Annotated in this window: 8 protein-coding genes; 5 read left to right on the top strand and 3 right to left on the bottom strand. The window is 63.2% G+C overall.

Annotated elements, in window-relative coordinates:
• Nucleotides 1-636: 636 nt before the first annotated feature.
• Together P7D22_RS20125 and P7D22_RS20120 are read right to left on the bottom strand one after the other, a co-directional pair.
• The gene (locus P7D22_RS20125; RefSeq protein WP_336624817.1) at nt 637-5,421 is read right to left on the bottom strand and encodes an AAA family ATPase; all 4,785 of its coding nucleotides are present in this window, start codon (nt 5,419-5,421) and stop codon (nt 637-639) included.
• A 52-nt stretch (nt 5,422-5,473) separates the two neighbouring features.
• The gene (locus P7D22_RS20120) at nt 5,474-5,788 is read right to left on the bottom strand and encodes a phosphorylase family protein (protein WP_319936046.1); all 315 of its coding nucleotides are present in this window, start codon (nt 5,786-5,788) and stop codon (nt 5,474-5,476) included.
• 486 nt (nt 5,789-6,274) lie between these two features.
• Here P7D22_RS20120 and P7D22_RS20115 point away from each other — a divergent pair, with 486 nt between their 5' ends.
• From P7D22_RS20115 to P7D22_RS20095, 5 genes are all read left to right on the top strand, one after another.
• Complete coding sequence (locus tag P7D22_RS20115) at nt 6,275-6,505, top strand: hypothetical protein (protein ID WP_319936045.1); 231 nt, start codon at nt 6,275-6,277, stop codon at nt 6,503-6,505.
• A 135-nt stretch (nt 6,506-6,640) separates the two neighbouring features.
• The gene (locus P7D22_RS20110) at nt 6,641-7,927 is read left to right on the top strand and encodes an AAA family ATPase (protein WP_319936044.1); all 1,287 of its coding nucleotides are present in this window, start codon (nt 6,641-6,643) and stop codon (nt 7,925-7,927) included.
• 84 nt (nt 7,928-8,011) lie between these two features.
• Nucleotides 8,012-8,845 (top strand): hypothetical protein, encoded by an 834-nt coding sequence (locus P7D22_RS20105; protein WP_319936043.1) that lies wholly within the window; start codon nt 8,012-8,014, stop codon nt 8,843-8,845.
• Between the two features lie 305 nt (nt 8,846-9,150).
• Nucleotides 9,151-10,482, top strand: a complete 1,332-nt coding sequence (locus P7D22_RS20100) for an exodeoxyribonuclease VII large subunit (protein ID WP_319936042.1) — start codon at nt 9,151-9,153, stop codon at nt 10,480-10,482.
• Nucleotides 10,479-10,739, top strand: coding sequence for a hypothetical protein (locus P7D22_RS20095; protein ID WP_319936041.1), 261 nt, complete (start codon nt 10,479-10,481; stop codon nt 10,737-10,739). Before P7D22_RS20100 ends, P7D22_RS20095 begins: the two co-directional genes overlap by 4 nt.
• A gap of 56 nt (nt 10,740-10,795) precedes the next feature.
• Here P7D22_RS20095 and P7D22_RS20090 read toward each other — a convergent pair whose 3' ends face one another.
• Nucleotides 10,796-12,637, bottom strand: a complete 1,842-nt coding sequence (locus tag P7D22_RS20090; protein ID WP_319936040.1) for a site-specific integrase — start codon at nt 12,635-12,637, stop codon at nt 10,796-10,798.
• Nucleotides 12,638-12,938: the final 301 nt, after the last annotated feature.

Raw genomic sequence — 12,938 nt, 5'->3', positions numbered from 1 at the left:
TCAGCACCCCGGAGACTACGCCACCTTGAATTCCAACCAACTCCGCGACGGCACCGAAAGGGGCTTGCGAGTGGCGCTCCCGGCATCAGGGCACCACATTGACCCTCGAGTTCAACAGCACATTTCCGATCTGATCAGTCGGGGAAGAGGGGGACAGGCGAAACTGCTTTAGCGTATTGACTTGCAGCGTTTGGCGAGTGCCGCAGTGCGCCATAAGCGGCCCTTGACAGCAAGCCCTGAAACAGACGCTCCTTGACGCGTAAAGGGACGGATGTGCGACGCGCAACGAAGATATTCGTCACGCAACCCGCTCTGATCGGCCTCGCCAGCCACCGAGAGAGTGTCGGCTTCAGAGTGTCGCCAAACTCGTCGAGCAAACAGTGTTGCGGAGTCGCGTGAGGCTGGTGACATGCTGGTGGCCACAACGGGGGTGCTGCATGTCCGGTTTGGAGTGCCACTGTGGTGGCTCCCGCCGTTCGTTCAGCAGGTGAGCAGCCGACCGAGGATACCGGGTCCGAGGATGGTAAAGCGCACGCCGCGGTTGCGGCCGAATGACGACGGCACGGTCTCCTTTTGCCGACGATTTTTGCCGCGCATCCTAGGCGGGCCCCCCCATGCTGGTGTGACGGCACTATCTCAGGCAGCGCGACGCCTACGTCGCGCCTCCCGCTGGCGACGTTGCAGGCGCGGCCGTCTGATCAAGGCCGTGGGCCGGAATCGATTGTCGATCTGATCGAGGGTGGATCGCGCTTCGTAGGCGTTTATGTCGAGGAGCATCTCGAAGAGCCGAGTTCCATCTTCGCGGGTCGTTGGTCCGAGCCGATGCAGTGTGATCGCTAGGTCAACGAGCTCGGAGGCGTGTGCGGCGGTGCCCGTCCGAATGTCTCCAAGATCGTTGTGCCATTTACCCACCAAGATCGTCGCCAACCGTGCCACGAGCGGAGCCTCGTGCGGCAAGAGTGATTGCAGCCGCTCCACGATGAAGGTGGCCCCGACAGTTGGTGCTTTGGCCGCGTTATCGGCGATCGCCTCAAGTAGAAGCGCGGTGCTTTCGTCCGGAATGAATTCATCGACGATGCGGAACAGATCGAAGATCGCCTTCCATTCCGAATCGCTGGCGCCTGGAATCAGACGCACAAGAAAGCCGGTGGCCGCTGGACGATGTGCCGCGTCACTCCACAAGTTGACTGCAGTGGTCGCGGCGCCGGCCTTCGCAAAAGTGTCGTTGCTCCTCTCAATCCCGTTGAGAGCCTTCTTCGGCCACTCCCGATCAGGGTGAAGAATGGCCAGGAGCGCGACGAGTTCGCCATAGCCTTGACGCGCGGACTTTCGGTCGGAGCTACACCAGCGGGGAAGCTCGCTCTCGACGAAGTCAGGCGCCCACCAATGGACGTGGCCGAACAAAACCGCGAGTTCGTGTGTGCCGACCAATGTTGGAAAGTGCCGAATGATGTCCGCGAGCAGATTAATCAACGGCGTCGGGTCAGCCGCTTCACCGGGGCGGAGATAGCGAAGCAGTGGAAGCAGATGTGCCCATGCTTTCGTCTCAAAGTTCTGCCGGAGGCAAGCCGCCAACAGGGCGCGCAAGGCGTTTTGGTCAGCGGTAACAAGATAGTGACGCACAAGAGCGTGTAGGACAGGAAATGGTCCGCCCGGCACCATCGAGAAGCCGCTGCCGTGGCCCCACAGCAAGCTGCGGCCCTCGGGATCGTCTTCTGGTCCTGGTTCGGCGTCGCTGCTGGATGTCAGCTCGTCATTTCCATCTTCGCCGTCGCCTTCGGCGCGGTCGCGACCGTTGAGCAACCAAGCTTGCATCTTTTCGATCATTGCAGCGGTGAGCTTGCCGTCGTTGCTCATGATAGTTTCCGTCGCCATCGCGACGGATTGTTGAAATTCTGAGCCGGTGAAGCCACGATCGGTCAAGGAGACGACCATCTGCTGGAGCCCCTCCGGATCAACCACGGAGGCCAATTCTGTCAAGGCGTTCCCAGCCGCTCTCTCGCCAAACTCGGGCTCGAACCGCGCTATGAGCCGCATCGCTCGGTCTGGATTCTCTTTCGCGAAATTGGCGAACTCACGAGAGAGTTGGATATTCCCTCCCTTGCGGTGGTATGTTGGATGATCCCAGCGCGTAGCGTCCGGTAGCGTCTCGAAGGCATTAATAATGTCGTCGTCGCTGGCGCGCCCCATTTGTGCCGCGCTCATGATCGACGATGGCGAATAGACTCCGCTGAACGTGACACCGAGGTGCCCGTCGCCGATCGCGCGCTCCTCCGTCCGGACGAGATCGGCGACTTCACGCGTTCTCTGATTAGAAGGAAGGGCGCGGAGGAGCCGCAAGCGCTGACTGCGCTGGATTTTATTCCACGACCTACGGCCTTCTGGGTGGTCGAGGTCCGCCGGAACATCTGGGCTGTAAGAGCGGACACTGGTTTCGTAAGCTGCGACCTGGTCGGCGCTCCAAAACGGAGCCGCGGAAGAAACCAAGGTCGTCGTCGTTCCGCTATGATCCTCAAGCCCGCCGAGCGACCAGCGGCGCGCGTCGGCCAGCAGATACGAATGGGCGTCAACCGCGAACGCCTCCGGAACGGTGCTGAGGACATGCGCAATCAGCCGGTGGGTCGGATGAAGCTCAGATTGTGCGGCCGTCGACATCCAGTCTCGGAACACGTCCGGAGAGGACGCCGCGAGCTGTTCGAGGGCGAGGCGCAGTGCCGAAGGCAGTGATGGTTCCGGAAGGTCAAGACCATTCTCCCCTTCGAAGCGAAAATTCGCCTCATACTCCAATGCATATAGCGGCCGATCCCGCGTCTCGCCTTGGACCTCCCGAAGTATCGAAAGCGCTTCGACGAACCATGGCCAGAGTGTCTTTACGGTGTCAGCAGGCGCGCGCTCGGCCAGCGCGCGGAGCATGTCCCATTCGTTTGACGTCTCAAGTAGGTTCTTGATTGGGCGACGAGGATCGTTGCTCACCCGCCATACCGCTGCGCCCGTAATATCGCTGTCGTCGGGAACGGCCTTGGCCGCGAGAGTTTTGGCCTCGTCAGCCGCCGCGCGTAAGCTACGGTCGAGCGCGGCGCGGATCAACAAGAGCGCCATTCGCGGCTGATCCACGCCGAGTGTCCCGGCGAAGTGATCAAGATACATCGGCGCGACCTGGGACCGATTGAGAATCGTCACGCCCATCTCGAGCATCGTCTCGGTCCATGTCGGCGCCTGTTGAAGAACGGACCAAGCGCGATAGTCATCCTCCTGCCTCGGCAGCCAATGCTCCGAAATCAGAGCTGCGACGCCATTCGTCGCAAATTCGACAGCAGCGGATAGGACTTGGGACACCCAATCCCTCGCGGGGCCTTCGCTTGCCATTGCTTGGGCAATCGCACTGTTTCGAAGGCGCTCAAACCAGCCAGGGCTGCCCGCAATCGCGCGGAGCACGAGCGCTCGCTCATCACCCCGCTGGAACGCGGACACGATCAAGGCCTCTTCGAGGTCGGTCGGTTCCCGTTGCTGGCCGAGAAACTCGATCTGAAGAAGTCGCAGATGCCGCCTTAAACCCTGGGCGCGCCAGAGAATGCCAATCTCCTCTTCGTAACTGGACAGGTTTGCGCCGCGGAGGTACGTGAGGGCCGCCCATACCTTCGGTCGACAAAAGATCGATGCTTGGCGCTCCAACACAAACGACGCCAGCCGGCCTGTTTCCTTGGCGAATGCACGTGCGAGCGCGTAATCGAACACTGTCTGGTGCGCGAAGCCCACGCTCGATCCCGCCGCATTTGGAGTTAAAACGCCAGCGGCCACTAGCCAATCAACTTCCGGTTTTACGTCGTCGAGGCGCGCCCTGGGAAGCCAGAGGCTCTCCTCCTCCGCCATTCGATCCGCCAGGTCGATCGCGGTCTTGGAGCGTTTCGCACCATCAGCGCCAGCTAGGACGCGCTCGTCCCACAACCTATCAAGCATCGACTGATAGCTCAGCAGCGGCTCCGATCGCACCTTCTCATCAAGTTGAAGATAGATTGCGAGGGCCTGCGGCGACCGGAGCACTTCCTGCGCGTCGGTCGGCCACCCAGCGGCCGCAATCTTTTTGCTCTCGAGCAATTCGAGCACTTGGCTCCAGCCCGGCAATTGGAGTTGGAGGCTTTCGGCCGAAATTGCCCGAAGGCGCACATCATGTTCATATTCAAATCGTCTGGCTGACAGAACGATATGAATATTGTCGGTCTTCCCGAGACGTCGCACGAGATTGAGAAGAGCGCTCAAGCGCCCGGTGCGGAGGTCCAAATATCCGGCCAGTGCGTCGAGCTGGTCGATGAGAAGGAACGTCGGACGGAGCGCTGCCAAGCGAGCCAAAAGCGTCGAGGGTCGATCGGACAACCCAAGCCCATCCTTCAAATCGGCCTCGTTGTTCACGCTCGTGTCGAGCAGGTCCGCCTTGATCGCGAGGACCGGGTGGCCGGCATCGACGAGACGCTTGCCCAGCATTGCGAGGAGGGCCGACTTTCCGGAGCCAGGTTCGCCTATGACCGCTGTCACCGTCTGTTCGCGATCGGCGGACAGTGCGAGAAGCTGATCAAGCTCAGGACGCGCGAATTGCTCGCCGTCCGGCAACGTGTCGGGCCAATTCAGCAGATCATGAGAAGCAAGCCGTAACTCGTCGGCAACCTCACTCAGCTCTTCGAGGCTGTGCTCAGGCACAAGTCCGAATAGGTGCAGGTCGAAGCGAGCCTTAAGTTCATCCCGCAGCTTGGTTTGACCGACGGCCTCTAACGCGGCCGATGGGTCTCTCACGATCAGCCGAAGCGAGCCTTCTTCGATTCCGTCGACCGTAATGCCAGGCTCACCGGTAAGTTCGCGAAGCAGAGCCTCGATCGCCGCGATCCTTTCAGCCGAGACCATCCCGATTTCGGCGTCAATATTGAGGACGTATCGGGCACCGGAACCGCCCGTTCGAGGAGCGGGCGCCTCGGGGACTACAACGCCTGCTGGCCCATGGTCGATCGTGGCTGTCACCGGCAGCGCGGGGTAACGCGCGGTCCACCAACTGATCAGCTCGAATGCAAACGCTGCAGCGTGAGCGGCGGCGACCGGCTGCCTGATCTTATCGGTCTCGGCATCCTTGTGCTCCGCCATGTCGGAAACGCCGCGAACGACGATCGCCGGCGTGTCCTCTCGCGAAGCCGCAAAAAGCGAGCCGTAGCCTTCCATCTCGACGATGCAAGCATCGCCGTAATTGGCCGCGATCAGTGCTTCGAGTTCGCTCGATTTGCTTGCAGAGACTGCCTCGGTCGAAATCGCTGGCGCAACCTCTGCGATGGGAGGAAAGCCGCACGGATATTCCGCAATGATCGGCAGCTTACGATCTGCGAGATCCCTGATCCGTTCAGTCCATTTTTTGTCGCGACGCACCTTGCGCGCAATCTCCAACAACCGACTGTGCGCGTGATATTCGCGAGGGCGAGCCGAGAAGCCCTTCTCGTCATACTTTCCCGCTATACGGGCTATAGACAATGCTGGCGGCTACGACGCTTCCGATCGGAACATCTTTCTTCCGAGAGCCAGCAACCCCAAGGAATATCTGAAGATCAGGCTCAAGCAGGATGTGAGCGTTAGTGACCGCATTCTGCGCAGCATGGTTGCCGGCACCCGTCTCGACCAAAACGACCAGCCATTCCTGGCCGCCCTCTCGGAATATGCCGCACTCATAAAACGTCCCGTCCCGTCCGACGACCGACCTTACGTCGACAAGGTGCGCTAAGACCGCCTGCAGTTCGAGATCGAGCGCCGTCAGCACGAGGGCGGTTCGCCATCCCCGCGTTTTCGCCTCCGATAAGAGCTCGTTGGTCCCCTGCAGCGCCATTCGCCTAGGATAAGGAGCCGTTGCGGGGATTGCATCCCTTAAACGTCCGCGCGCTTCGCCAACCAGAGCTTGGGGTCCGCCCCCCGCCTGAGATCGTCGCTACGTTTGCATGTATTGCCCAAAAGCGGACGTGCTGAAGGTCCGCGATGGGTCAGGTCACGACACTAAGCAACGTTTGAACAGGTCGATCGTATCGGGGGGAAAAGGTGAGGCAAGCGAGCGTTTTACTTTTAAATCCCCAGAAGATGCCCAGTTGAACGGCCACGAAGGCCGGTCGGCTTTGAACCGCGGGATTGCGGAGGCCTTTTTATGGCCGAGAATACGAAGCCTTCTGTCAACAGATCGAAGCCCACCGATGTCATGATCGCCAGCCTATGGCGGCGATGGCAGGCCCTCGAGGCGTCCCGGCGGGACGGTCGCATGGGTGCAGCAGGTGCCGGGCTTGACCACAAGCTGTGTGCCCTTGCCCTGACGATCGCCTCCATCCCGGCCTCGACCTGGGGTGACCTCATGCCGAAGGTCATGATCGCAGCCTTTCTGCGGGAGGACCCAGGCAGCGCGCCGTCGTACCAGGCCCCCATGCTCGAGGTGGCGATCGCCCGCGACACCGCCCGCCTGCAAAGCCACTCGGACGGTCCGTCGCTGCACTGAACGCAGACCTGCTTCCGCAATCTCTATTTGCGGGAGCCGATCGCCTGGCAGCACCGCCGGAAGCCGCATGCGCTCCGGGCTTTTCATCCACGACGTCTCGCCGACCTGCATCCCTGACATCCGGAAATCTACACCATGCCGACAGCAATCGACACCCCACCAGATCCCGTCAACATGGCGCATTCGCCGGACGGGCGCGACCGCGCCAGATCCATGGCCGCGCCATCACCACCGTCGAATGAGAAGGGCAGTGCGTTGCTTCGCGCCTCGACCATGCTGCCGGTCGACGCCGGAGCGGAGCGGATCGCAGCCGATGCGGCTCAGGATGACACTGCAGCCACGTGGATCCCGCTGCGGGATCTCGATTTCGAAGTCGATGACGTCGATCAGTCGCAAGCCGCGGAAGAATCCGGCCATAACCTGATGGATCGGGCTGTGATCAACCGGGAGATCGCCGCGAGCGGAGCCGAGGACGGGTTCGATCACCTGTCATCAGGCGAAGAGCAACGCATCCGGTTCTTGCAGCACACGGCCCGAAGCCCTCTGTTCCGGCGCAGTCTGATCGGCACGGACGACATGCTGGACAGACTTCGGGCGCTCGATGCCGCAGCCCCGAACTTCCAGGCCGTGACACGGCTTGTGCAGAACGCGGTCACGCTATCGAAGGTCGGTGTAGCTCCCATCCGCCTGCCACCTATGCTGATGGTCGGGGCGCCCGGAACCGGCAAGACGCGCTATGCCCACGCGCTCGCCGCGGCGATCGGCACGGTCAGCACGGAGATCACCGGTACCAGCCTGTCGGATGCGGCCTCGTTGACCGGCTACGGTCCTGCCTGGCGTTCGGCCGGGCCGGGTCGGATCGCCAAAGCGCTGATCGCCACCACCACGACCGCGCCGCTCATCATCATCGACGAATGCGAGAAGGTGCGTGACTACGAGCGCAAGGAAGGTCCGCTCGACGTGCTGCTGCCGCTGCTCGAGGCGCATACGGCCGCGCGGTTCGTCGATGACTACGTGCGGGTGCCGATGCGCGCCGATCAAGCCCTTTGGCTGTTCGCCTGCAACAGCACCGACGGGCTTTCGCCACCGGTTCTCAACCGGGTCGTGACCCTACGGATTCCCGATCTCGACCCGAGCGCCCGCGATGCCGTGCTGGACACGATGATGGCCGAGGCAAGCCGAGCGGCCGGCGTTAAGACGCGGTTCGCCGATGCCGCGGCGCGGGCGGGTTTCGCCGCCTTGGGCCTGCGCAGGGCACGATTGGCAATGGCGATCGCCATCGCTAGCGCGGTCGCGGCTGGGCGACGCTTCATCTCCGAGGCGGACGCTAAGGCCGCGGCGGCGCTGCTCGGCGAAGGGGAGCGGGCAAGCCGCATGGGCTTCATCGACACGCACGGCGATGCAGCAGGACTGAATAGGTGAGGGTGATCGGGATCGAGAGAATGCGGGCGAGACGTCGCCAGCCCCAGGTGAAATCAGACACGCAACAAACAGAAAGACTATATCATGAATAACGCCATCACGACAGAACTGACGCCGCCTGTTTCCGCCGCCCTGACCGGCTGGCTCGCCCTCACGAACCATGAGCGTCGAACCCTGCAGGCCGCGATGGCGGCGCTGCAGAGCCTCGGCCAATCCTCGGCTCTCGCGAGCCAGCCTGCCTTCAACGCCGTGCCGTCGGCACCGGCCACCACCCTCAGCATCGACACCCTGCCTGCCGTCGACCTCGAGCTCTTCCGCTCGGAGGCTTACCGGGCTCTCGGCCAGGGCGAGACCATCGCTTTCTATATCGCGGGTTGTCGCGGGCTGCTCGGGCTCTCGCAGCCGCTCGGCATCCCGATCTACAAGGCGGGGTTCAGCCGCGGCCTAACGATCGAGACGCGCCTCGCCCACCTTCGCCAGAGCGCCTATGCGGGTGTCTGGAAAAGCGGCGCGGAGCACAAGGTCGAGGCTGGCTTCGACAGCTGGGAGGCGACGGTCCTGCGGCTCGAGCACCCGCGACCGGCGGGCAGCCCCGTTCGAAGTCTGCCGCAAGCACTGGCGATCACGTTGCCGGCCGGCGTCGATCCGCTCGACATCGACCGGGTGCTGATGCAGGCGCTCGCTCCGCGAAGCCTCCAGCATTTCGTCACCGGCGATGCGGGTCAGGCTCATTGCGGCGCTTGCGCTGTCGATCCGGCTCGCTTGCGGCGCTTTACGGCACGCGACACGAAACGCGGGCGGAAGTTTCCGGAAAGCAAGGAGCTCTTCCGTCTGGCTCCACGCCAGGACACGGAAGCGCTGGCTCAACTGATCGAGGCCGTGGTGGCCGACGCCGCTTCGACCCTGCTGCGACGCTGACGATGAGCGCGATCAAACAGCCAGGAGTCGTTGGATCATCGCCGAGCGATCTTTCATCCGGCAACACGCGCTCCGTATCTCACCATGCGGTATTGCGGCCGGATCGAGAGCTCGACATCGGCCATGACGATGCGCCTCGGATGACGCTGCGAGCCTTGCTCGACCTCGCGGGACGGCTGCTCCGCGGTTTGCCCGAAACGCTGTGGGTGGAAGCCAGCATCATCGCCTGCAAGGCAGGCCGATCGGGCCATGCGCTCGAGCTCGTCGAAGCCGGGGCCGCGCCCGGCCAGGGCGGCGCCCTCCGGGTGTTCCTGTCGCGCCAGCTCCTGGCCCGCATGGGCGCGCAGCTCGGCGGCCCGATCGATCCCGAGCACCTCGTCGGCACCACGACGACGCTGAAGATCGGGCCGCACTGGGATGCGCGCTACCATCTCGGCGGCCGGGTTCTCGACCTCGGGCGGGAGGCGACGCTGTCGCTTTCCCGGCACCGGGTCGAGCTCCTCCGGCAGGCGCTACGCCACGAAGGGCTCTACGATCGGCAACGCCGGTTGCCATCCCCGCCGGATGTGACGCGCGTCGTCGTCATCCACCCCGTCGGCGCCGCGGGCCACGCCGATGTCGCCGGCGAGCTAAGCCGCTGGGCGCAGGCGGGCTTGATGGTCGTGCGCTGCCACGCGAGCGCCTTCGAGGGCGAGGCCGCGCCGCGCGCCATCGCCGCCGCGTTGCGCGATGCCGTGATGCCCCTCGCGGGGAGCATTCCGGATGTGGTGCTGATGGTCCGGGGTGGCGGCGCGCGATCCGGTCTCGAGACGCTCGATCATGAGGTCATCGCACGCGCCATCGCGCTGTGTCCGGTTCCTGTGATCGCCGGTCTCGGCCATGCGATCGATCGGGCCCTCGTTGACGAGATAGTATGGCGAAGCTGCGACACGCCGTCGAAAGCCGTGACCCTGGTCGCGGCGATCATACGCGCGCCGGCAACACGCATGCGCCAGCATGGGACGGCTATCGCCAACCTTGCCCGAGAGCAGGTGGACTTCGCGGCGCTGGACCTCGCAACCTGCCACGCCGACGTCGGCATCCTTGGGCAGCGAGCCCTGTCCCTGGCTGACACGACCCTCGCCGCAACTGCAACCGATCTGCGCGTCGTCGCGGCGTCGACACGAGCACGGTGTTGTGCCCTGGCGATCGAGGCACAGACCCTGCTCGCGGGCATCGCAGCCAACGCGACGGCTCGGCTCACCGCAGCAACGCAGGCGAGCGCGGATCAGCATGCCATCGTCACCGGCGCCGTCTCGCATCGACTTGCGACGGCGGACGATGGCGCGCGGGCTTGCGCCGGTGTCGTGCAGGCAGCCGCAGCTTGTGTCGATCGCGCTGCGATGACGCTGGCTCACCTGCATGACGCCAACGCGACGGCCGTACGCACAGTGCTCGACAGCGCGTCCGATGCCCTGGTGGCCACCGAGGCGATCGTCTCCGCTTCGAGCCTCGAAACGCAACTCGCCCGAGGCTTCGTCGTCGTCACCGACCGGAACGGCACGATGCTCAACACCGTCGCGGCGCTCCATGGCGCCGACACCATCACGCTCCTCGTCGCCGACGGCGATGTGGACGCCACCGTTCAACACCATTGACCTTGTCAGAGCAGAAAGACCGCCACGCTATGCCAACACCCCATTCAACCACCAATCTTCCTGCCACGGCCACCTATGCCGAGGCCTATGCCAAGCTCGCAGCCATCGCGGCCAAGTTGAAAGCACCTGTTGCAGCGACCTCGATCGACACGCTGGCGCAGGACGTGCGCGACGCGCGGGCGGCCCACGCGATCTGCAAAAGCCGCTTGGCGGCAATCCGGGGGGAAATCGAGAACGAAGATCTCGAAACGATCTGACCCTCGATACGGTCCATGGTGCCGACACGCGACAGACGTACAGGCAGCATGACCTTTCAGGATCGGGAACCCTCCCGCCATGGTGTCAGGCCGAGCAAACGATCAAGGTTCAGGTCTCTGAACGTCATCTTCTGGATCTCGTCATCCAGTTTGGAGAGGTCGTGCAACGACCCGTCGACACGACCATAGCCTGACGTGACGTCGTTCTGCGCATGACCGAGAAGCTCTTTCATGACGCTGGCATCACATCGCAATCGGCGTAGCTCAGCGACTGCGCTATGCCGAAAGGAATGAAACGTCAGAGCCCTGTCTTTCAAACCGATCTTGGTCAGCCACCGGCCCCACCATCGTGAGAAGTTCTTGGTGTACCGCCCGCGGTATTCATCGAGATGTGGGAACAAGCGCGATGCTCCACTGGCTTTGACGAAGGCAACATAGTCCAGGAACCCAAGGCCGAGCAGCGTCGCGTGCAGAGGGATCCGGCGACGCGCTGCAGCGCTCTTCAACGACTTGCCCACATCATTGTCCCGTTCGTCACCTTCATCCGAAAGGGTCGTCACTTCGAGGTAGTGGATGCCGTGCTTCTTCCGGATGTCGCCGACCGATGCCTGTCCGAGTTCTTCGAGCCGAGCCCCAGTGAACAAGCTCAAGAGCGGGAGCCACCATGCGGCCCAGGCTCCGCCAGCAGCCGGGATGCGCGGAGGTGCGCCGTAGACGGCCGTGCGGAAGATCCGTTCCATTTCTTCATTAGTGTAGGGTCGACGGACCTGCTTATCACTCGCCTTTACGGGTAGTTGCAGGCCCTGGACCGGATTCAGGCGGATATGCTCGTCGGCGCGCGCCTGCTCGAGCAGCGTGCTCAATGCTCCCAGGGCCTTGTGGTTGATCGTTCCTCGGCTGAGCCGCCGCTCCTCAGGGTTCGCCTCCGCCCAGGCGGACAGTTCCGCGACAGACCCCTTGGCCAACCGCATCGGCGCGTTGCGGGGGCAACCCAGCAAGGCGTCGCGGAAGGCACGCACTTGCGCGCCTGTAATCTGATCGACCGGGAGATCGCCATGCATGCCGGTGAACAGCCGCACATAGCGTGCATTATCGCCGATCTGCTTTTCCTGCGGGCGCACGATGGTGATCCAGCGGGTCTGCATGGCGGATAACGTGGGAATCTGCGCCGCGGTGGCCAGCGTCGCCTGGACGATCGCTGGTCGCTCGATCGTCTCAACCGGCACACCCTCGCAGCGCTTCTTCACGTCATTGAGGGCGCGGAGCTTGGCGCGCGTAATCGCCAGTGCGATCGCGCGTCGGTCGACATGGTCGAGCGGCAGTTCGAGGCCGTTTTCCTTCAGGCGCTCATCTACCTCGCTCGGGATCTCAGCGATGCGGATCCCCAAAGCAAGCGCCTCGACCTGTTCGGGAGCAAGCCGGTCGCCGTGCTTCAACGTTTCGAGCAGTTGCTTCGAGGTGGCGGCATCGAGTTCGGAGACGGAGATCCGCATGTCGATTGCGGCCGTGGTACGCCGTCGGACCCGGCCGGCATGCATGGACCGCTCGATGGCCTGCGCTGCATGCTCGGCAATCCTGACGCCATCGGGCGCGGCAGGCTGGTTCCTGCGTGCCAGATCCAGGATGATACCCGCCATCGGCGTCATGAACCCCCGCTCGATCTCACCGCGATCGTCGGTCGCCAACACGTCATGGTAGGCCTGACCGGCCACGGCACGGATCAGCGCAGGGTCGAGACGGGGCACGTCCACCGGGACGTTGCATGGACCAGGACTGCGCATCTGCAGCTCTGCCAGTTGGACCAAGGCCTCGACCTGTGGATGCAAGGCAGCCCATCGTTTTCTCGCCGTCGGTTGGTCACCGGTTCCAAGCGAAACACGGATGGTGCCTTCACCCATGAGGACTCGTTTGCATGCGGCCCAGGGCAGCGTCAGCTCACCCGCGACAAGGCCGCCCAAACGCGCCGGAAGCTTGCGATGGTAGATGAACTGACCCGCGTCGGTACGACTGACGAGGAACGGAAATCCGGTGCTGCTTGCTCGTCCCAAGGCGTGGCTCTTCCGGTGCGATTCTTACCAGGATTCTTACCAGAATTAGTCCCAACAATCTGGGAATCTGGCAGAAGCTGTGATGATCGCTAGCGGAAACAGCGCCTTAGCGCAAAAATGGAGCGGGCGAAGGGAATCGAACCCTCGTATT

Origin of the sequence: Lichenihabitans sp. Uapishka_5, from assembly GCF_033947565.1 — a bacterium.
GTDB lineage: Bacteria > Pseudomonadota > Alphaproteobacteria > Rhizobiales > Beijerinckiaceae > Lichenihabitans.
The sequence above is the reverse complement of the archived record's forward strand: the minus strand, read 5'-3'. Positions and strand labels throughout refer to the sequence as shown.

What these genes read in the sequence shown, in the direction of transcription:
- P7D22_RS20115 (WP_319936045.1), top strand. Translation starts at nt 6,275, where the DNA reads ATGGGTGCAGCAGGTGCCGGGCTTGACCACAAGCTGTGTGCCCTTGCC.
- P7D22_RS20110 (WP_319936044.1), top strand. Translation starts at nt 6,641, where the DNA reads ATGCCGACAGCAATCGACACCCCACCAGATCCCGTCAACATGGCGCAT.
- P7D22_RS20105 (WP_319936043.1), top strand. Translation starts at nt 8,012, where the DNA reads ATGAATAACGCCATCACGACAGAACTGACGCCGCCTGTTTCCGCCGCC.
- P7D22_RS20090 (WP_319936040.1), bottom strand. Translation starts at nt 12,637, where the DNA reads ATGGGTGAAGGCACCATCCGTGTTTCGCTTGGAACCGGTGACCAACCG.